General features: G+C 61.2%; 10 protein-coding genes. All 10 read left to right on the top strand.

Annotated features, from left to right (window positions below; translation table 11 throughout):
• Window positions 1–79: 79 nt before the first annotated feature.
• The 10 genes from msrP to RC54_RS16145 all read left to right on the top strand — a co-directional run bounded on the left by msrP (window position 80) and on the right by RC54_RS16145 (window position 22057).
• A complete protein-coding gene (msrP, locus tag RC54_RS16190; protein WP_061788974.1) occupies window positions 80–1048 on the top strand; it encodes a protein-methionine-sulfoxide reductase catalytic subunit MsrP in 969 nt (322 codons plus the stop codon).
• The gene (locus RC54_RS16185; protein ID WP_058896105.1) at window positions 1048–1737 is read left to right on the top strand and encodes a protein-methionine-sulfoxide reductase heme-binding subunit MsrQ; all 690 of its coding nucleotides are present in this window, start codon (window positions 1048–1050) and stop codon (window positions 1735–1737) included. Before msrP ends, RC54_RS16185 begins: the two co-directional genes overlap by 1 nt.
• A gap of 46 nt (window positions 1738–1783) precedes the next feature.
• Window positions 1784–2473, top strand: coding sequence for a peptide-methionine (S)-S-oxide reductase MsrA (gene msrA / locus RC54_RS16180; protein ID WP_123020463.1), 690 nt, complete (start codon window positions 1784–1786; stop codon window positions 2471–2473).
• 64 nt (window positions 2474–2537) lie between these two features.
• Window positions 2538–4250 carry a tetratricopeptide repeat protein gene (locus RC54_RS16175; RefSeq protein ID WP_061788973.1) on the top strand — a complete coding sequence of 571 codons (1713 nt, stop codon included), beginning with the start codon at window positions 2538–2540 and terminating at the stop codon, window positions 4248–4250.
• Between the two features lie 227 nt (window positions 4251–4477).
• Window positions 4478–5791: a TolC family protein gene (locus tag RC54_RS16170; protein WP_231738690.1), complete on the top strand. Its 1314-nt coding sequence runs from the start codon at window positions 4478–4480 to the stop codon at window positions 5789–5791.
• 68 nt (window positions 5792–5859) lie between these two features.
• A complete protein-coding gene (locus RC54_RS16165) occupies window positions 5860–6711 on the top strand; it encodes an EAL domain-containing protein (RefSeq protein WP_058896102.1) in 852 nt (283 codons plus the stop codon).
• Between the two features lie 878 nt (window positions 6712–7589).
• Window positions 7590–9698, top strand: a complete 2109-nt coding sequence (locus tag RC54_RS16160; RefSeq protein WP_058896101.1) for an ATP-binding cassette domain-containing protein — start codon at window positions 7590–7592, stop codon at window positions 9696–9698.
• A gap of 8 nt (window positions 9699–9706) precedes the next feature.
• Complete coding sequence (locus RC54_RS16155) at window positions 9707–10885, top strand: beta-barrel domain-containing protein (RefSeq protein ID WP_244216359.1); 1179 nt, start codon at window positions 9707–9709, stop codon at window positions 10883–10885.
• Window positions 10886–10927: 42 nt separating this feature from the next.
• Complete coding sequence (locus tag RC54_RS16150; protein ID WP_061788971.1) at window positions 10928–12553, top strand: hypothetical protein; 1626 nt, start codon at window positions 10928–10930, stop codon at window positions 12551–12553.
• Between the two features lie 198 nt (window positions 12554–12751).
• Window positions 12752–22057, top strand: coding sequence for an Ig-like domain-containing protein (locus RC54_RS16145; RefSeq protein WP_244216494.1), 9306 nt, complete (start codon window positions 12752–12754; stop codon window positions 22055–22057).
• Window positions 22058–22073: the final 16 nt, after the last annotated feature.

Below are 22073 nucleotides of genomic sequence, written 5' to 3'. Positions count from 1 at the left end.
TCACCGACTCGCTTTTACCATGGCCTCATCTTGCCAGGGCTCCCGGCCTGGCACCCACCCTTATTTGCTGGAGCGCACCATGCTCATCAAGATTCGTCCCGACCAGATCGAGATTCCGACCGCCTCCGAGATCACCCCCAAGGATCTCTACTTGTCCCGTCGCAGCTTCATGGCCCGCGTGGCCGCCGGCTCGGCCCTGGCCAGCGGCATGGGCGCGCTGCCGCAGGCTTTCGCCCAGCAGGGCAGGAAGCTGCCGGCCAAGCTCAATAACGCCTACGCGGTCATGGACAAGCAGACCGCCTACAAGGACGCCACCAGCTACAACAACTTCTACGAGTTCGGCACCGACAAGTCCGATCCGGCCAAGAATGCCGGCTCCCTCAAGACCAGTCCCTGGACCATCGCCATCGAAGGCGAGGTCAACAAGCCCATGACCTTGGACCTGGATGCCTTGACCAAGCTGGCCCCGCTGGAGGAACGCATCTACCGCCTGCGTTGCGTGGAAGGCTGGTCGATGGTGATTCCCTGGATCGGTTATTCCCTGTCGGCCCTGATCAGGAAGGTGGAGCCCACGGGAAATGCCCGATATGTAGAATTCGTCACCCTGGCCGACAAGAAACAGATGCCAGGGCTGTCCGACCCCATCCTGAACTGGCCCTATCGTGAAGGTTTGCGCATGGATGAGGCCAACCATCCGCTCACGCTCCTGACCCTGGGCATGTATGGCGAAGTCCTGCCCAACCAGAACGGGGCGCCGGTGCGCATCATCGTGCCGTGGAAGTATGGCTTCAAGTCGGCCAAGTCCATCGTCAAGATCCGCTTTGTCAAGGACGAACCCAAGACGGCCTGGAACCTGTACGCGCCTCAGGAATACGGTTTCTATTCCAACGTCAATCCCACCGTGGACCACCCGCGCTGGTCGCAGGCCACCGAGCGCCGCATCGGCGAGGATGGCTTCTTCGCGCCCAAGCGCAAGACCCTCATGTTCAACGGCTACAACGAGGTAGCCAGCCTCTACACCGGCATGGACCTGCGCAAGTTCTACTGATGCCCATCGGATCGTCCATGCTGCTTCCCCTTGCCCCTGCCGCCTTGCGCAACCTGAAACCTCGCAGCGTGACCGTGCTGTGGTGGTGCTTCCTGGCGCTGGCGTTTGTCCCGCTGGTGCGTTTGGTGGTACTGGGATTCACGGGTGGGCTGGGTGCCAATCCGCTGGAATTCATCACCCACAGTACGGGTGACTGGACGCTGTACCTGTTCTGCATCACCCTGGCCGTCACCCCCTTGCGCAAGCTCACCGGGCTGAACTGGCTGGTGCGCATGAGGCGCATGGTGGGGTTGATGGCGTTCTTCTACTTGTGTTTGCATTTCACGACCTTTGTCTGGTTCGATCACTTCTTCGACCTGGGCGAGATCTGGAAGGACATCCTCAAGCGGCCCTTCATCACGGTGGGCGTGCTGGCGCTGGTGCTGTCGATCCCGCTGGCCATCACCAGCACCAACGGCATGGTGCGCCGCCTGGGCGGCAAGCGCTGGCAGGTCTTGCATCGTCTGGTCTACGTGATCGTGCCGCTGGGCGTGCTGCATTACTGGTGGGACAAGGCCGGCAAGAACCTCATCGCCCAGCCGCTGCTGTTTGCCGTGCTGGTCGGCCTGATGCTGGCGCTGCGCCTGCTGTGGCGCAAGGGCAGGGCGCACGCTGCGCCGGTGGTGCCGACTGCGCCCCCACGGCGCTGACTGGCTTGCCTATCCGATTTTTCTAGACCCGTACCGGAGATTGACCATGTCCTTGTTCAAACCTGCCGCCTTGTGCCTGGTGCTGGCGGCGGCCATCCAGCCATCCGCGTATGCCGCCGAAGCGGCGGTGGCAGTGCCCGCTCCGAGCGGCAAGGCCGTGTTGGATTCGACCGCTCCCACTGCCACCGTGGTGCTGGCTGGTGGTTGCTTCTGGGGCGTGCAGGGGGTGTTCCAGCATACCCAGGGGGTATTGCAGGCCGTCTCCGGTTATGCCGGCGGCAAGGCCGATACGGCCAGCTATTCCCAGGTCAGTGCGGGGACCACCGGTCATGCCGAAGCGGTGCAGGTGACCTACGACCCGCGCAAGATTTCCTATGGCCAGATCCTGCAGATCTATTTTTCGGTGGCGCATGACCCGACCCAACTGAACCGTCAGGGACCGGACCAAGGCACGCAATACCGCTCGGCCATCTTCACCGCCAGCGCGCAACAGCAGCAGGCGACGCTGGCCTACATCGCCCAGCTCAACGCCGCCAAGGTGTTCGCCGCTCCCATCGTGACCACGGTGGCGCCGTTGCAGGCGTTCTACCGGGCCGAGGATTATCACCAGGACTACGCCACCCTGCATCCCAACCAGCCCTACATCGCCTATAACGACCTGCCCAAGATCAGCAATCTGCAGAAGATGTACCCGGCCATCTATCGCGCCGATCCGGTGCTGGTCTTCAAGCGCTGACCTACATCAGTGCCGGGAGCAGCAGGGATGAGACAATACCCCCGTTTGTCTCCTTCTGACTGCCATGAACGCCACTGACACCCTGCGCCTCGCCCTCGACCGTTTCGACCAGGAAGACTACGCCGCTGCCGAGCAATTGCTGTTCGGCCTGCTGCAAAGCCATCCGCAGCACAAGGATGCCCTGCATCTGCTGGGTAGCGTGGCGGCCGCGCAAGGGCGCTTCGAGGAAGCGGCGCTAGCCTGGCAACAGGCCTTGCGGCTGGTAGATGCGTCCAGCGAGGAGGCACTGGCCCTGCGCTATCGCCTGGGCCGCGCCTTCTACGAACAGGGGAAATATGAAGATGCCTTCCTGCTGTATCGCGACCTGATCGAATCTGGGCAGGAGCGTGCAGAATTCTTCGTCGCTGCGGCCGCTGCCCTGCAGGGCATGTCGCCTTCCGGGAAAAACGATGCCCAGGTGCTGGCCTTGCTGGAAGAGGCTTTGCGGCGCAATCCCGATGTCCCCGACACCTGGCATCGCAAGGCGCTGCTGCACGAGCGTGCCGGCCAATGGGAAGCGGCCCGTCACAGCATCCATCAAGCCCTGCGCCTGGATGATCAGCGTGCCCAGTACTGGCTGGCGGCGGGCCTGGTCGAGCACGCCCTGGGCAGCTACCAAGAGGCGCTGCGTTACTACGACCATGCCTTGATCCTCGATCCTGATCTGGTCGATGCCCACGTCAGCCGTGGGACTACGCTGGCCCGGCTGCGTGAGCACGAAGACGCCATCGACAGTTATCGCCGCGCGCTGCGTATCGATGGCAGCGATGCCGATGCCCATCTCAACCTGGCGCTGTCGCTGCTGGCGCTGGGCCGCCTGCAGGAAGCCTTGCCGCTCTATGAATGGCGCTGGGAAGGGCGCGCCGCCGATCCCTATCGTCATGCCGACATCCCGGCCTGGAACGGCGGCAGCTCACTCGCCGGCAAGCGCATCCTGCTGTGGGCCGAGCAAGGGCAGGGCGATACCATCCAGTTCAGTCGCTACGTGCAGCAGATCGTCGAGGCGGGCGCCGAAGTGGTGTTCGAGTTGCCGGCCAGTCTGTTGACCTTGATGCAGGGCTTGCCGGTAGCCCAGCGTATCGGCCTGGTGGTCATGGGCGAAGCGTTGCCGGCCATCGATTTCCAGCTGCCGTTGATGAGCCTCCCGCTGGTCTGCAATACCACCATGGACACCATCCCGGCGCCGATTCCTTATCTCACCGTCGAGGCCAGCTTGCGCCAGCAGTGGGAAAGTCATATCGCCGCACTGGCGCCACGCGTGGCCGGCGGCTTGCGCATCGGCGTGGTCTGTTCCGGCAACCCCGGCAACGTCAACGATGCACGCCGCTCCATGGCCTTGGCGGGCTTTGCCACCTTGGCTAAGGCCCGCACCGGGCTGCAATTCTTCGTCCTGCAACCTGACCTGCGCGCCGACGATGCGCAATGGCTGCAACAGGCCGGACCGCAATGGCACGCGCTAGGCGAGCGCATCGGCGACTTCGCCGATACCGCTGCGGCGCTGTCCTGCATGGACCTGGTCATCAGCGTTGACACCGCCGCCGCCCACCTGGCCGGTGCGCTCGGCCTGCCGGTCTGGATCGCCTTGCCCTATGCCCCCGATTGGCGCTGGTTCCTGCAGCGCCATGATTCGCCCTGGTACCCGACGGCCCGCTTGTTCCGCCAGCAGCAACCGGGCGCCTGGGAGGGCGTGATGGGGATGCTGCGCGCGGCCTTGGCGACGACCGCTTTTCCCTCCTGAGAACTCGCTGATTCCGCGCTTTTTTAAATCTTCATTTCATTTCTCGAAAACCTTCTAGGAGATATGAGCATTCCTGCACCAAGGGACAATTAGTCCCTCTTGGCGTTTCCGCGATCATCCAAAGCCAATTCTTGTCCCCCGTCCTCGCAGGTCGCTGACCTGGTCCGGCGTCTTGGCGTCGAGCGAGACGGTGTCCACGGGCGAGATCAACAGAAAAAAGAGCGCAGATGAATCACGATCTTCACCACGGTGGCCGCCGCCGGCCGCTGTTGCCCCGACCTTTCCCGCGCACGTGCAGGGCCCTGATGCTGGCCGTCTCCCTGGCCGCTTGCAGCCTGCCGGCCCAGTCCATCACCCTGGGGCAGTTGGTACAGCAGGCCGCCTTCAACAATCCCGCCGCCCTGGCGCGCCAGCGTGCTGTCGAAGCAGCTGCCGAGAGCGTGTCATCGGCCCGGTGGCAGTTCTTTCCCACTCCCTCGATGTCGGTCGAGCGTGCCGGCCTGACCAGTTCGCGCGATGTCTCCTACCAAGGCGACGACACCGTCATCACCCTGCGCCTGCAACAGACCCTGTGGTCCGGCGGGCGCCTGTCGGCACAACTGGAGCAGGCCGGACACAACCAGCAGTCGGCCGAAGAAGCCTTGCGCGAGCAGCGTTTCCGGCTGGCCGAGCAGGTCATCTCCCAATACAGCTTGTGGGTGCGCTCTGATCTGGCCACCGAGGCCAACCAGAAGAACCTCAAGGCGCTCGAGGATTTCCTGGCGCAAAGCCAGCGCCGCGAGAAGGAGGGGGCCGCCGCACGAGTGGACGTGACCCTGGTGCGCGGCCGCCGCGACCAGGCGCTGACTGACCTGCTGGGCGCCAAGGCCAGCCGCCAGTCGGCCCGGCTGCAACTGGAGCAACTGGTGGGTCTGAACTTGAGCGACGATGAATTGCGCGCCGATGTGGTCAAGATGTCGGTCACCGACGATCTGCCCCTGCTCACCGAGAACATGCTGCAGAGCAGTCCGCTGCTCAAACGTCTGCGTGCCGATGCCAAGGTGCAGGAGTCGGCCATCAAGATCCGCAGCGCTTCCTACTGGCCGGAAGTCTATGCCCGTGTGGAACACCAGCGCGGCAACTTCAGCGTGCGCAATCAGCCCGACGTCAATCGTGCCTTCATCGGAATGCAGATGCAGCTGGGCGCCGGTCTCTCGCTGGGTTCCGAAGTGGCCGCCGCGCAAGGTCGCTACCAGTCTGCCGTGCTGGCTGTGGATGCGGCGCGGCTGGAACTCATTTCGCAGATGGCCGCCACCTTTACCGAATACCAGCAGTCCGAGGCGCGTGCCCGCAACCTGGTGGATGTGGGCTTGTCGGCCGAGGATGTGCTGGCTTCCTACACCCGGCAGTACCTCTCCGGCCGGCGCTCCTGGCTGGACGTGATGAATGCCGTGCGCGAAGTGGTGCAAGCCGATCTGCAAAAAGCGGATGTGAGCGCCATGATCATCGCCAACGGTCGCAAGCTGCAACTCTGGGCATATGGGCTGGATCAGGTCCGTTGAGCATCTTCCCAGTCAGCACCCGATGAGGTGCGGCGGGGAGCTGCAGCGTGACCAGGGTAGGGAGGAACATGATCAATAAAGCGCAGTTCAGGCGTGCCATCCAGCGCAAGCAATTCATCGTCGTCTATCAGCCCATCATTGCGCTGGCCGATGGGGCCTGCGTGGGTGCCGAGGCGCTGGTGCGCTGGCAGCGCGAGGATGGCGTACTGCTGTCCCCGGACCATTTCCTGGCGGCAGCGCAACGGCACCAGTGCCTCGACGCCATCACCGACCTGGTGCTGGAGCAGATCATCGATGACATGGCATTGAGCCTGCGCGCCCATCCCCGTCTGCACGTCGCCGTCAACGTGCCGGCCCATGATGTCAACAGCGGACGCATCTTGAAGGTGTTGGCCGCCAAGCTGGACGGCACCGGCATCGACCCCGCGCAGCTCTGGCTGGAGGTCACTGAAAGCAGCAGCATGGAGACTCTCCCGTGCCGGGAGACCTTGACCCAGGCCCGGCGCCAGGGCCACTTGATCGCGCTGGACGATTTCGGTACCGGTTACTCCTGCCTGCGCTATCTGCATGAGCTGCCCTGTGACGTGCTCAAGCTGGATCGCTCCTTCGTCATCAGCATCAGTGACGATGCTCCGCCGCATCCGGTACTGGGCTGCATCATCGACATGGCCAAGAAACTTGGGCTGAAGATCGTCGCCGAAGGCGTGGAGACCGTCGCACAGGCCCACTACCTGGAACAGGCCGGCGTGGATTATGCCCAGGGCTGGTACTACTCGCGGCCCATGCTCGCGGTGGAATTCGCCCGCTATTGTGCTGCTCCGGTGACCAGGCCGGCTGCATTGTCGCCGCGCCTGGGTGAGCTGTTGGTCACGCCCGTCGGGGTGGATGCATCGGCGGCTTCCTGGGTTTCCGTGGCGTGAGGAAGGATGGTTTGTCGGAGATGTGTTGACGTCTTTTGTGTCATGAATAGCTTTCAGATTGCATCATCGAAGATAGTATTTTGCCTGCACCATCGGACAGTTTCGGGGGCGTCATCGATTCGATAAAGTTAGTTTCGCGTCTCTGTCCATGGTCTAGCGGAGATGCTGTCACCAGTGCTGACTTCCTGTCGGATTACCAGGTGGCGAATGGCACCAATCTCCCCTCGTATCCGACATGGTTCGAGGGGAGTTCTCTTTTTGGAATCCAACTATGAAGAGGATTTCAACAGGTTTTCGGATTCCTTCATATCGCCGGATCAGGTCTGGAAAGTGATTGCCTCGGTCCTGCCGAATCTGCTTTTCTCTGCGCGTCTAAAACAGTGCAAATCCTGTCCTAATTAAATCGTCATTTACTAAGTTTTTGACGACAAAAAAATCTGGAATGCACTAAAGGACAATTAAATATTTATATATTTTCAAACATCATAGGGTCCATTGACGATCTGCCGCAGCGCCGAATTCCGGACGCGATTTCCCTCGGTAGTTGCCCGCTTGCGCTGGCGCGACGATGCACTATCGATGACCTGAATTCCTGATTGTTTGGGGTATCGCGCGACGCATCGTCGGAGGGGTTCTCTCCTGCTTTTCGCTCTCACTGTCGATCAAGCCGAGTATGTCCTGAAGATGCAGCCTCGACAGCCCTTCCCATGAAGGAAGGCCGATCGTCGCCGCTGATACCAACCCAAACGAATCGCCATGAGAAAGCACATTCATTCACATTCCAGTTCACCGTGCGTTGCGCTAACTTGCCCTCTGACCCAGCGGGTCGGCGTGCAGCTCGGTGACCAGCGTCTTGTCTTCATGCCGGGAGCAGGTCGATGAGCGAACTGGCGTCTTCCTTGTCGTGGGCGGTGATGACCGCCGCCCGGCGCCAAGGTGTGGTGATCGACAGTGTGCGCCTGGATGCAGCCATTGCTACTGCCATGGGCAAGAACGGCAGTGCCGCCGTCGACCTTCAGGTTTTATGCACTGCCCTGAGCCTGCCCAAGGCGCAACAATCAGACATCCCGGAGCGCGCCCAGCTCCCCATGCTGGGCGTGGTCAACGAGCGCGGCTGGGGCATCATCGTCGACCAGCGGCCCGATGGGCGTTGGATCTTCATCAGCGAAGAAGGCCATGCCCTCATCAGCGACAGTGACCTGATCGACGGGGCCTACCGACTTGACTTCGCCGCGCTGGGCGCCAAGGACGGGCAGAACGGTTTCGAGCGTGTCTTCAAGGAAGCCCTGGCCGAGTTCCGTCCCATCATTCTCGAAGTGGTCATCGCCTCGGTAGTGATGAGCATCATCGCGTTGGGTGCATCGATCTTCTCCATGCAGGTCTACGATCGCGTCATTCCTACCCACGGCGTGGCCACGCTCATCGTACTGGCCATCGGCGTATCGCTGGCCATCCTGTTCGAACTGGGCATGAAGTTCGCCCGTTCGCACATCATGGACAACGTCGTCTCGGGACTGGATGCCAAGCTTTCGCAAGCACTCTTCGAGCGCCTGCTCTCGGTGCGGGTAGACCAGCTACCCGGCTCGGTAGGTAGCCTGGCCGGCCAGTTGCGCGGCTATGAACAGATCCGCTCCTTCTACACCTCGCAGACCCTGTTCACTCTGGTCGACTTGCCGCTGGGCCTGCTGTTCGTCCTTGTGATCGCCTTCATCGCCAGCCCCTGGATGGCAATGGTACCTACGCTCTTCGGCTTGGCCGCGATTGCCATCGGCTATCTTTCCAACCGCAAGGTGGTGCGCTTGGCCGACAAGAGCGCTGCGGCCTCCAACCTCAAGACCGGCCTGCTGGTGGAGACGGTGGAAGGGGTCGAGACCATCAAGTCCGGTTCCGGTGGGTGGAAGTTCCTCTCGCGCTGGATCGACGTGAGCGCCGAATCCATCCGCAGCGACATGGCCATGCGCGCCATCGGCGATCACGCCGGCTACATCGCCGCCATGCTGCAGCAACTGAGCTATTCGACCACCGTCATCGTTGGCTCCTTTCTGGTCATCAATGGCCAGATCACCATGGGCGCGCTCATCGCCTGTTCCATCCTGGGGGGGCGCATCCTGGCGCCGGTGGCCATGATCCCCGGCCTGATGGTGCAGCGTGCCCATACCAAGGCCACCCTGGCCGGCCTGGAAAAAATCTATGCCTTGCAGACCGACCAGGGCAGCGACCGTCAGTTGACGCCCGACAGCCTGCGCGGAGAGTTCCGCGTCGAAGAAGCCAAGTTCACCTACGCCGGCAGCCTGCTCAACGCCATGACCATCGACCAGCTCACCATCAAGGCCGGCGAGCGGGTCGCCATCCTGGGGCCGATCGGTGCCGGCAAGTCCACCATCCTGCGCCTGCTGTCCGGGCTCTACCGACCGCAACAGGGCCGCATCCTGCTCGATGGTCTGGATCTGTCCAACATCAATCGGCTGACGCTGAACCAGCACATCGGCTATCTCCAGCAAGACCATCGTCTGTTCGTCGGCACCCTGCGCGAAAACCTGCTGATCGGCCTGCCAGATCCCGGCGACGAAGTGCTGCGCCAGGTAATGGAACGCACCGGCCTGCTGCGCCTGGTCTCGGCCCATCCCAAGGGCTTGGACTTGCCGATCCAGGAGGGTGGACGCGGCCTCTCCGGTGGCCAGCGCCAACTGGTGGCCTTCACCCGACTGCTGCTGTGCCGTCCTGACATCTTCCTGCTCGACGAGCCCACCGCTTCCATGGATGAAGACCTGGAACGTCACTGCCTGAACGTACTGAATGAAGAAATCAACGGTGGTCGCACCTTGGTCGTGGTGACCCACAAGCCTGCCTTCCTGCCCATGGTCGAGCGCGTCATCGTGGTGGTGGGCAACCGCATCGTGCTCGACGGCCCGCGTGACGCCGTCCTGGCTCGCCTGCGCGGTGAAGTGCCCAGCACCAATACCGGCGTACCCGGTGTGATTGCGTGAGGCCGGCCATGACCATGACATTGAACATGAAGAAAAACGACTCCCACAACCCCCTGGTCTCGGCGCGCTGGATGCTGCGCTTGTCCATGCTCAGCGTGGTCCTGCTGCTGGTCTGGGCCGCCGTGAGCCCAATCGACCAGGTCACTCGCGCCCAGGGCCAGGTGATCGCTGTCTCTCGTACGCAGTCGGTGCAGGCGCCCGATGGCGGCCCGGTCAAGCAGATCCTGGTCAAGGAAGGCGAAGCCGTCAAGCAGGGCCAATTGCTGATGGTGCTGGAGCAGGATCGCGTGCAGACCTCGCTCAACGACAGTCGCGCCAAGGTGGCCGCCCTGCGCATCAGTCTGGCCCGCCTGCGCGCCGAAGTGTATGGCCAGCCGCTGGTCTTCGATCCCGACCTGCTGGACTACAAGGAATACATCTCCAACCAGAAAGACCTGTACGTCAAGCGCAAGACGCTGATCGACCAGGACCTGCAAGCCTTGAACGACATGCTCGGCCTGGCCTCGCAGGAGCTGGAGATGAACCGTAACCTGGAAAAGACCGGCGACGTCGGTCGTGCCGACGTGCTGCGTCTGCAGCGCAACGTCGCCGACATCCGCGCCCAGATCAACAACAAGCGCAACAAGTATTTCCAGGAAGCGCTGGTGGACATGACCAAGGTACAAGAAGACCTCAACACCCAGCGCGAACAGCTCGAGGATCGCAGCCAAGTGCTGGAGCATACCGAGCTCAAGGCACCGGCCGATGGCGTCGTCAAGAACATCCGCGTCACCACCATCGGCGGCGTGGTGCGTCCAGGTGACGTGGTCATGGAAATCCTGCCGGTGGACAACCTCATCGTCGAAGTCAAGGTTTCCACGGCCGACTCCGCTTACGTCAAGGTCGGCCAGCAGGCCAACGTCAAGCTCGATGCCTACGACTATTCCATCTACGGCACCCTCAACGGTCATGTCGTCTATGTCAGCCCCGATACCTTGCTGGACGAGACACGCCAGGGCGCAGTGCCGTACTACCGCGTTCACATCGCCTTGGAGGAAGCCGTCTTCAAGGGCGAGAAATCCAGCGCCATCCACGTCAAGCCTGGCATGACGGCCACCGTCGAAATCAAGGCCAACACCCGTACCGTCCTGTCCTTCTTGGTCAAGCCCATCGCCAAGACGCTCCAGGAATCGATGGGGGAGCGATAACAACCCTCGATTGCCACTACTACCAACTACAAGGAAAATTGAATGAAACCCATCTCTCTGCCCAAGCAATCCGCGCCCGATCCGGCCTACCTGTTGCCCTGGACAGGCACCCTGGCAGTGTTTGTCATGTACGTGATGATCAACGTATGGCTTTATGAGAGCGTCATGAAGCTGATCAAACAGGCCGCCAACCCCTTCTTCGTCGTCCTGCTGGTGATCGTGACCGTGTGCGGCCAACTGCTGACGATCTGGCAGACCAGGCATCTGCTGACCGAAGGCAAGTACCTGGAATGGCTGATCCGTCGCTTCAAGTCTGCCGAGGGACAGGACCAGTCGACCAAGCTGGCCAACCTTAACGACAGCCTGCACACCGGTTCCGCCGCGCTGGAAGTGCGCGAGCTGTTCCAGCAACTGCTGCGCAAGGATGGCCAGCCCTTGACCCATGATCCGGTCCGCCTGCAACACCAGGCCGACAGTTTTGTGCTCAACATCCAGCGCCGCACCACGCTGCCGCAGTACATCGCCAACACCCTGATCGGCCTGGGCCTGTTTGGCACCTTCCTGGGCCTGATCGTGACCCTGAAGGAAGTGGCCGCCCTGATCGGCCTGTTCGGGGTCGCCGGTACCGAAGGCAGCGACATGATGGCGCAGTTCTTCCAGAAGATGAGCGGCCCCCTGGCCGGCATGGGTGATGCCTTCGTCGCCTCGCTGCTGGGCCTGGGCGGCTCTATCGTCAACAACGTCCAGTTGCTGGCCACCAAGAAGCTGCAACGAGTACTGTGTGTCCGTGCCGAACTGGCTTACATGAGTACGGCCGACGCTGTCTGCGCCCCGGCGCAAGCCCAGGATGGCGAACGACAAGCGCTCCAGCTGGCCGGCGACCCTGCCGCCGGCCTGGCGCAATTGCAGGAAATGCGCGCCATCCGCAGCGAAATGCACCAGCAGACCGACGCCATCCTGCTGGCTTCCTCACGGATGCGCCAGGTCAGCGAACCACTGACCAAGTGGCTGGAGAGCCTGGAAAAGCGGACCGCAGCCCAGGCCATGGATCGTCCCCAACTGGAACATATCGCCGCCACCATGGAGCAGCGTCTGGGTTCGCTGGTGCATAAGTTCGAAGAAACCCAACAGGCGCACCACGGCCTGCTCACCAGCGTGCGTGCGATGGAAGTCCATCTGGCCGGCATCGCCGTAGGCCAGACCGAACTCAGCGAAGACCAGAAGAATGCCTCCCGCAAGCTCGGCGAACTGCTTGCCGCCACAGCACAGGATGCCGAACTGTCGCGCCAGGCCATGCGTGAACACGCCGACAGCATCAGGAACGGCCTGGGCCAGGACATGCGCCAGGTCGCCGAACTGATCGACGCCAGCCTGCGCGAACAACGCGAACATGGCCTGGCGCTGAGCAACATACAGGGCGCTGCCAGTGGCACTCAGGTCGCTGTCGAAACGGTAGGTGCCCAGCTGCTGCAGCAAGGCCAGCAGTTGCAACCGCAGTTGATCGAAATCATCGCCCGCATCGACAAGCTCGATATCAGTATTGTCGCCAAGGCACAAGCCCAGTCGCAATGGGCCATACCGGATCTGCAGGCCTTTGCCGAGAAGCACGTGCAAGACCCGCTGCAACAATCGCCCAAGTTGGAGGGCGATCCCGGTGCCAGCACCTAAGCCGCAATAGCAGCCAGGGCCAACTTGATGTTGGCCCTGGCCTGTCTGGCGCACCGGTGCCGTCACCTATTTTTTCATTACTCACTCCCTAGACCCTAGACCAGAGAAAGCACCCTTCGTATGTCTAATGATCAAAACAAGGCTGGAATCAACCCGATCAGCAACAAGCAATTGGGCACTGCCCCGGTACCGTTGATCATGCCGCCGACCCGGCGCAGCACCAATGCAGTGGCCGGCAAGTCCGCCAAATCCGCCAAGGCTGCCCAGCAGCACGACCAGCAACAGTTGCCGGCAGAAGACCAGCCTTTGTACGATATGGCCATCGTGCCGGAAGAGGGCGCTGCCGAGCGTGCCCTGGCCAGCGCTGAAGCTGCCATGTCGGTGCGTCGCGGCGAGGACGACGAAGAGGAAGCTACCCTGGAAAAATCCTCTCACGCAGAGGGTGACACCGCTCCCATCCTGCTGGCTCAGGCCAGCAGTACCTCCAAGGCTGCTGATGCCCACGACTCCCCTGCCAGCGTGGGCGAAGAACTGCTGCGCCAGGCAGCTCCCTTGCCGAGCACACCGCCCAAGGCCGGTCCCGATGGGAGCGAAAGTTGGCTGGGCAAGGACTGGAAGTTGCCGGTGGCCATTGGCGGCGGTGCGCTGGCCTTGCTGGGACTGGCAGCCGGTGGCGGCGGAAGTGCAAACGGTAGCGGCATCAGCGCCACGCCCTCTGCTACTCCACCTTCGAGCGGCAACGATGGCGCGCCCCCCCCGCCCAGCAACACCTGGAATCTCACCGTCACCCCAGCAGCAGGCCCCTTCCTGGCCGGCGCGTCAGTGCGCGCCAGTGCGCAGAAGTGGGTAGGCGGCGCCTGGCAGGAAATCGCCAGCACCACCACGGTGGATCGCAACGGCCGGATGAGCTTCAAGATCGACAAGAGCATGGTCACCGCCCAGGACATCCTGCGCGTGGTCGTCAGCGATACCGGCGACAGCGCCGACCATCGCGACGAAATCATCGGCAAACAGACCTTGGGTGCGACTCCTCTGATTGCCGTTATCGGCGGCATGGATGCGGACCAGCAGGTCACGGCCAACCCGTTGACCACGCTGGCGGCCATGCAGATCGGCCAGAATCTGTCGCCGGACAACATGAACGCCATCCATGCTGCCGTCGCCAAGGCCTTCGGCATCAGCGTCAGTGATCTGGTCCACGTGCTGCCCGTTTTCCTGGGCGGTGGCGGCAATCCTGTCGAGACAGCCGATGGCAAGAACTACGGCCTGGCACTCGGCGTGGTGGCTGGCATGACGCAGGCCCAGCGGGCTGCCGGCGTTCCCAGCAATGATGCCCTGGACAAGGCTCTCAAGGTGCTGGCAGGTGCCTTTGTCACGGGGGCTGACGGCAAACTCGTGCTGGATTTGCAAAAGGTACGCTCGGTCGAGGTCGACAAGGGCGATGGCACCAAAGCCCAGGTCGGCCTGGATGAAGGCGCAGCCCGCCTGTATCAGGCCACGGGCGACGCTGAGGCGGGGGCCAACGGCAGCCAGGTACCCTACATTAGTATCGACACGAAAAAGGAAGTCCCGGTTGCCGGCCAGACGCTGGCCAAGGGCGTGGACGCCAACGTCAGTTATTCCAGTTTTACCGATGGCTTGACCCTGAAGATCAATACGGCGGCTTCGGCCAAGGTGGGCGACAACCTGCATATCGAATTCGTCCGCTTGGATGCAGATGGTAAGCCGATTGCGGATGCAAAACCATTCACCTATGACTATGTCCTGACCAAGAAAGACGTGGATGCGGCCGAGGCGGCGGTCAATGACCCCCAAAACAAGGGTGGTGGTTTCTTCACCTTGACGATTCCCACCCATCTCGACGACCCCGCCAAGTACAACCTGGAAAATGCTGCACGTCCGGCCGTCGGCTCCTCTACTGATTCCTCCAATTTCCTGTTGCCCGCTGAAAAAGGCGCCAATTCAGAAAGCAGTTTCTATAAGCCCAACAGTGGCAGCGCCCAGTTCCAGTTGCGCGCCACCGGCAGCGCACTGGGCTTCGCCTCGGCAGGGGCCAGGATCGCCCTGTTCAGCGATCAGATCGCCATTGAAGCCGCACCGGCCACTAGCGATCGCATCACCTTCAACGGCGCTGGGACGGGACAGACGACCTCCAACACCATCAAGGTCGTGATGACTTTGCCGTATAAGATTTCCTGGAGCCCCGGCAATGAGCCAACCTTGCTCATGAAAGTCGATGGGCGAGACCTGATGGCCACTTACGTCCCCAATGGCAGCACCGGCGACGTGCTGCATTTCTCGTTGCAGCTTTCCAGTAGCGACGCGGCTACCCGCGGCCTGGATGGCGCAATCAGCATCCCGGACAATGCCCTGCGTTTCACCAAGAGCGACGCCTTCATCTACGCTGACCTTGGCAACGTGCTGTTCAGATCGGACGCCCAGGGGAAATGGTTCAAGAGAGACGGTGCCGCCGTGCCCGGCGACGATCTGGCCAAGGCCTTGGGTGTTAAAACCCAGTTGAATACACCCTATAAAGCCGACACCACACCGCCTGCCGATCCTAATCTTGAAATTCTTGATCCCCCGGTCTTTGATAGCAGCGGCTTGCGCGCTGATGCTACTGTTCCGGTGAGCGGCAAGCTCAACGCCATTTCCAGCGCCAATCCTGAAGACGCCTTTTCTGTCGTGACCAACCAGATCAAAGGATTGAAGATCAGCGTGGCATCCGGTGCGTTCAAGGCATCCGATAATGGCACCAAGGTCAAGTTGCTGGTGACTGCGGACGGCTTCGCCGAGTTGCGTCTGGCCGAAGCCACCGTCAATGATCGCGGCGAGGCGCAATTCACGGACGCGAGCTATATCCAGGCCTCTGTCGACAGCTTGACCAGGTTTGTGAAAGGCAAATCTGCAGTGGACGGCGTGCCATTGAAGCTTTTTGCGCAATTGGTGGATGCTGCCGGCAACGAGAGTGGCAAGGTGGCGCTTAAGCTACCGACCGGTGCCGGAAGTAAAGCAAGCTTGACGCTTGATCTCTCTACGCCGGACGCCCCCAGCGAAGTCAAGCTGGATGCTTCCAGCGATACCGGCCGTGATGGCGTTGCTGGCACCAAGTTCGATAACATCACCTCCCAAAGCACTCCCACGCTGCTGGTCAAAGGGGGTTCGCCCGGTTCAGTGATACAGATCTGGTCCGATGCAGCGCACACCTCGCCCCTTGGCCAGGGTGTAGTACGCGTCTTGCCGGGGGCCGTCTCCAGCAATGGCGCCACGGTTACCTTGAGTTCGATGCTCAAGCCGGGCGACAACACGGTCTATGTCACCATCACCGACCAGGCCGGCAACACCAGCGCTGACACGAGTTTCAAGCTGAATTACTTGAAGCCCTTCGATGCGTCCTCCAAACTCGATCTCGACATCACCAGCATCACGCCTGCTGGGAACAATGGTTTTTACCGCAAGGATGACGTGATTGAAGTGACGGTGCGCTTCGATCGCCCGGTTTTCCTGAAGACAGGGAAAAATACATCGAAGGTCTATGTCATCCTGCAGTCCGACACCGAAGATGGTTCCCAGCCCCAAGATACTCAGACCGGCATGGCAGTTCTCGTAGGTGGCCTAGACACCGACACGCTCAAGTTCCAATACAAGGTCGGTCAGAACGTCGAGTTTGGTACCAAGCGTGTCTTCAAGGCCATTTCATTGGTCAATCGGGATAAGGTTCTGGAGGACGTGGCCGGTAGCACGATCGAGACGGACCAGGCCAAGGCGGTGACTGGCCAGCGGGTCATGATCGATACCATCGAGCCGACCAAACCTCAGGTATCTCTGCCGGCCGATATCGCTGACGGTGATACCTTCAGTGGCGCGGCTGCGCTCGGAAAAGGCATCAATCTCAATGCGGAAAGCGGCAGTACGGTGCGTCTGGTTTTCCGTAAAGCAGGCGTCGATGTATGGACGAAGTCCGTGACGGCAACCGGCCCAGGCCAGTCGGTCAAGTTGATCGCGGAGGACCTGGAAAAAATCGGTCAAGGTGTGGTAGAAGTCAGAGCCACCGCCACGGACCCTGCCGGCAACCGCAGTGCGCCAAGTGATACGGTGCAGTTCAAGCTTGACACCATCGCCCCCAAGGCGACCGTCGCCAGCAACCCGGGTGGCGCATTGGTCAACAAGAGCGTGACCTTCGTGATCAACTTTGACGAGGCGCTCAAGTCAGCACCGACCAAGGACTATTTCGACGTAGCCAATGGCACCGTCAACGAAGTCACGCCTGGCGACACGGCCACTAGCTGGAAGATCAGAGTCACTCCCAAGGCGGGCGTGGCCTCCGGCAACATCGAATTGCGGCTCAAGTCAGGTGTGGCATCGCCCCTGAGCGACAAGGCCGGCAACCTGGTCGACACCGACAAGATCCTGGCGACCCAGGCCATTGATACCATGGGGCCGACGGCCAGCGCGACTGCGGATGCCGGGGGCCCGGTCATGGGCGGCCTCGTGAGCTTCACCGTCGTACTGAGCGAAGCTATTCCTCCTAAGCTTTGGGGGGCAGTCGGTACCGGCAACTTCATCGCCACCAACGGTACCGTGGACAGTGTCACGCCTATAGACGGTTCCGGCGGCCTGCGTTACAAGGTGATGGTCAGGCCCAAGACCTCCAGCGGCGGCAGCGGCCCTGCCGACACGACAATCTCCCTGAGCCTGCTTGCCAATCCGGACAGCGACGGCGCCCTGATCCGCGACGCCTTGGGCAACCAGATCGATACGGGGAAATCAGCTGGTCAGCCCCAGATCCTGGACCTGCTGGTCACTCAGGTCGTCGATGTTACCCCACCCACGGTGGCTCAACTCACCCTCAGTGCCAAGGCGACGGGCAGCCTTCCGCCCAAGGACGGTTACTACCATGTCGGTGACGTTGTCACCGTCGAGGTCAAGTTCAGCGAAGCCATGAAGATCATGGGCCAGCCTACGGTGGATATCGATCTGGGAGGTAGCGCGGGCATCCGCAGGGCGGTTTTCAACAAGCTCAGCGACGACAAGCTCAGTGCCTTCTTCGACTACGTCATCGTCGCCGGCGACAATGCCAGCACCGGTATTGGCTTGCCCGCCAATGGCATCAAGCTGGCCGGCGGCGGCATCACCGACCTGGCCGGCAACCCGGCCGTGCTGGCTTCGCAGGCCAAGGCCAGCGATCCCGCTGGCGTCAAGATCGACACGCAGGCCCCGTTCATTGCCGAAGCAAAGATCGACTCGGCCAACGTGCTGGCCAGCACTGGTCTGTACAAGGCCGGTGCGGAGCTTAAGGCATCCGTGCGCTGGTCTGAAGAGATCAGCATTGACACCGCAAAGGGCAGCCCCGAACTGACCCTGAACGTGGGTGGGAAACCGCGTACCGCAACGTATACAGGCCTGGCTGCCGATAAGAAGACCTTGCTCTTCACCTACACCGTCGCCGCCGATGACAACGATGCCGCGGGCATCACCATTCCAGCCGGTGCCGTCAAGCTGCAGGGGGCGGTCATCACCGATGTCTCCGGCAATGCTGCCGTCATGGATTACTCCGGCAGTCCCGCCAATGCCAGTTTCAAGGTCGATACCACCGCGCCTGGCGTAGCCAGCGTGGTCGTCAACGGTCGCAGTGACGATGTTGGCACGTCCAGTGGCATCTACCGTGTCGGTGACAAGGTCATCGTCACGGTGAGCTTCAATGAAGACATGCGCCTCAACACCGACGGTGGCAGTCCCACGTTGAGCCTGCAGGTGGGGGCAAAGTCTCGCGTGGCCACTTACGTTGCAAACAGCGCCAACGGAAAGAACTTGACCTTCAGCTACACCCTGGCCGGCGACGATGCCGCCCTTGAGGGGGTCGCCGTGCTGGCCAACGTCCTGGCGTTGAACGGTGCCAGCCTCACCGACCTTGCCGGCAATGCCTCCCAGCTCACCTATACGGCCTTGCCCGCCAATGCGGCCGTGAAGGTGGACAATGCGTCGCCCACCCTCCTCAGCTTTAGCGCAACGGCTGACAAGAAACTGCTCATCGATGACGTGCTGCAACTGCGCGCCAAGGTTTCGGAACCCCTGCGTGCTGGCGCCTCACTGACGGTCAAGTTGAGCAATGGCGGCGAGGTCGTACTCAGTGCCGACTCCAGCGATCCCACTCAATTGGTGGGCAGCTACAAGGTACTGCCTGGTCAGAATAGTAGCGATCTGAAAGTGACCAGCGTCAGTGCCACCACGGGCAAGGATCTGGCGGGCAATGACCTGAGCACCGTCGTGCCGAGCAACGGCAGCATCGCTGCCCCCCGACCCATCGAAATCGATGCTGCAAGGCCACCCAAGCCTGGCGTTTTCCAATTGGATGCGGCCAGCGATGCCGGCATCTCCAACGCTGACGGTATCACCAATGTGACCCTGCCAAGCTTCTATCTGGATGGGCTGGTGATTGGTGCCAAGGTGGTGGTCACTGCCACCAATCCCAGCGGTCAAATGGTCAAGCTGCTGGAGTTTACCGCCACGGCCACCAGCCAGACGGTAGCCATGAGTGGCACGGCGTTGACTGATGGCGTCTATAGCAAGGTGATGGTGCAGCAGCAAAACCCCAGCAGCAATTTCAGCGAGATGACGCAGTTGGGCAATACCAAGACCCTTGGCCAGTTCGAGATTTCCACGGTGGTTCCCTCCACCCCGAACAGCCTGGTCTTCGACCCGATCCAGGACAGCCTGGCCGAGAACGAGTACGGTAACTACCTCAAAGAGCCCGACAATGCCAAGACTCCTGGCGTTAAACCTGATCGAAACTATGGTACGACGATCCGGGAGCCGCGTTTCTACTTCCTCGGCGGTAAGGACGGCGAGGTTGCCGTGCTTTTCCGCGATATGAACAAAAACAACCGCTTCGATGAAGGGGATATCCTGCTGGGCCGCAAGACCATTGGCTCTGATTCGCTAGCCCCTGATTACACGCTGACCATTAATTCGCCGGATACGAAGAAAAACGGCCATTACGTCGATGTCGAGGCAGAAAACGCCCTGGCCAACGCCCTCTATACCGACATCAATCTCGTGTTGCAAAGCCAATCCGGCACGTATGGCCAGGCCTCCGGATTTGCTTACGGTAATCTTAAAGTCTTCAGTTCAGCGCTTCCCACAACACTCAGTGGTGCCAGGGTCACGGAGGCTACCTCCGAGACTGCGACCAGGGCCAGCACCTTGAGCTTCAGCGTTGACAACGGCCAGGAGGGCGCGCGGGTGAGCTTTAGCGCAGAGCTGGTTGGTGCCGATGGTTCCAGGAGAACTGTCGATATCGGCAGCGGTATATTGAGTGCCGCCAAGACGGTGCTCATCAACACCTCGGCCCTCAATGGACGTTACGAGAATTTCACCGCCAAGCAAACCTATGCTGGCATGACCGGCACCGCGATTGCCGTCACCAAGCAGGCCGGCGGCGACCTGGTCATGGTGTGGGATCACCTCGCTCCCACGGTCCAGGTGGCGGTCAAGCCTGGTAATGGGCCCACGCGTCCCGGCGATCTGGTGGAACTGGTCTTCACTTTCAGTGAAGAGATCAAGGACTTCACGGTGGACGACATCGTGGTCAATGGCGGCACCCTCATCGACTTCGCAGGCTCCGGTCTGACGCGCACGGCGAAGTTCAAGCCGAACGACGGCAACGTCCTCAAAGGCGACGTCCAGGTCAACGGGGCGTCTTATACGGACGTGGTCGGCAACGCGGGCGTGGCCAGCAACAAGCTCGACATCGTCTTCAATCGTCCGGGAGCGATCACGCTCAGTGGCATCAGCGGCAGCGCGCCGCAGGTGGGCGAAACCCTCAGCGCCGCCGTGAGCGATCCCGACGGCAACCCCGCCGGCACGGTCAGCTACACCTGGACCGTGGGCGACACCACGGTGGCCGGCAACAACACCGCCACCTACAAGGTGAAGGACGCGGACAAGGGCAAGAAGATCAAGGTCACGGCCAGCTATACGGACGGAGCCAACACGCCGGATACCGCTTCCTCGAGTGAGACTGCCCAGGTAACCGGGCCGAACAATCCGCCGCAAGTTGTGTTCAAGGTCAACGGTGTGGTGGTGGACCCCGACAAGAACAACGTGCTGCGTTATGGCGATACGGTGACGGTCGAGGTGAACGATAAAGATGGCATCGCCACCAGTCCGGCTGCGAAGTATTCATGGCTGGACAGTCATTCCTTCACCCAGGGCCAGATTGCCGACGCACGCAACTTTGTGGTCACCAAGGATATTCTGGCCAAGGATGCGCTTATTCACTTCCGTGCTCAATACACTGATCAGGCAGGCAACAACGAACTCTGGACACAAGAAGCTCAGAGCTTCAGGGTTCGCCCGAAGCAGCAGCCGGGAACGGTCAGTATCAAACTAATTGACAATGACGGCAAGGAAGTCGTCCCTAGTGGCGATCTAAAGCTTGGCGATGAGCTCAAAGCAGTTGTTCAGGATGAGAACGATGCGGGCAAGATCGAGTATCACTGGATAGTCGGCGGCGAGGACCGCGGCGTAGGCTCTGGCAGCCACTATCAGGTCGGGTCGGGCGACTACGGAAAGGATATCAAAGTCCAGGCGATCTACGTGGACAAAGACGGCGGACAGGAAAGCCCCACCAGCACTACCTCCTTTACGGTCGGACCCAAGCCCGGCAACAAGCTGCCTACTGGTGACGTTACGATCAGCGGCGACGGTATGCTCGGCACGGTGCTCACTGCCCAGCCCGACAATATCAAGGATGATGATGGCCTGGCTACCAATCCTGCCTACACCTACAAGTGGTATTCGGTAGTCAACAAGGTCACTGGTGAGAAGACCGAGATCAGCGCTGCCCACTTCCAGGGCAACGATTCCTCCAAGCTGGTCGTCACGACCGATCTGCTGGGCAAGGACATTCAGGTCGAGGCACAGTTCAAGGATCTAGCCGATTTCGACAACAAGGTAACGGGAAGCAAGACCATCTCCCCGAGCCTGCCAGGAGTCTTTACCGTCACTGCACCGCTCAGTTTCACAGGCTTGATGGACCAGGACACCAAGGCCAAACTGCTCAAGGTAGCCCCGAACAGCAACCTCTATATCCTGGACGTGGACGGCAACGGCACGATCGACCAGAACGACGCGCGCACCTACATCGGCAATCTGGACGCCAACGCCAGCATTGGCGTCACCACTGCTGGCGGTCAGGGTCGTGCGACGTTGCTGGGCAAGGACAGTACATGGTGGAGCCGTTTCGATGAATTAGACAAGGACATCTTGGGCACTGCCACCGGTGCCAAGGGCGTCATCGGTAGCGGGGACACCGCGGACGTGCCGGCCAAGGACTTCTGGACCGCCTCCGCCGTCAATGCCAGCGGCAATTCGCACTTCGTCTGGACCAAAGACGGCGCCCCTTACGCCAAGGCCAACATCTCCTATGAGGGTGACCCCAACCGTTCGCACTACTACTTGTTCGAAGTGAAGGTCAATGCCGGCGGCGTGCTGCCCGGTTGATGTACCCATGACGTGA

Origin of the sequence: Herbaspirillum rubrisubalbicans (assembly GCF_003719195.1) — a bacterium.
In the GTDB taxonomy this organism is placed as follows: domain Bacteria; phylum Pseudomonadota; class Gammaproteobacteria; order Burkholderiales; family Burkholderiaceae_D; genus Herbaspirillum; species Herbaspirillum rubrisubalbicans.
This window is presented reverse-complemented; position numbering and strand designations above follow the sequence as displayed.

Coding starts and splice junctions, on each gene's coding strand:
- msrP (WP_061788974.1), top strand. CDS start 80: ATGCTCATCAAGATTCGTCCCGACCAGATCGAGATTCCGACCGCCTCC.
- RC54_RS16175 (WP_061788973.1), top strand. CDS start 2,538: ATGAACGCCACTGACACCCTGCGCCTCGCCCTCGACCGTTTCGACCAG.
- RC54_RS16150 (WP_061788971.1), top strand. CDS start 10,928: ATGAAACCCATCTCTCTGCCCAAGCAATCCGCGCCCGATCCGGCCTAC.
- RC54_RS16160 (WP_058896101.1), top strand. CDS start 7,590: ATGAGCGAACTGGCGTCTTCCTTGTCGTGGGCGGTGATGACCGCCGCC.
- RC54_RS16145 (WP_244216494.1), top strand. CDS start 12,752: ATGCCGCCGACCCGGCGCAGCACCAATGCAGTGGCCGGCAAGTCCGCC.
- msrA (WP_123020463.1), top strand. CDS start 1,784: ATGTCCTTGTTCAAACCTGCCGCCTTGTGCCTGGTGCTGGCGGCGGCC.
- RC54_RS16170 (WP_231738690.1), top strand. CDS start 4,478: ATGAATCACGATCTTCACCACGGTGGCCGCCGCCGGCCGCTGTTGCCC.
- RC54_RS16165 (WP_058896102.1), top strand. CDS start 5,860: ATGATCAATAAAGCGCAGTTCAGGCGTGCCATCCAGCGCAAGCAATTC.
- RC54_RS16155 (WP_244216359.1), top strand. CDS start 9,707: ATGACCATGACATTGAACATGAAGAAAAACGACTCCCACAACCCCCTG.
- RC54_RS16185 (WP_058896105.1), top strand. CDS start 1,048: ATGCCCATCGGATCGTCCATGCTGCTTCCCCTTGCCCCTGCCGCCTTG.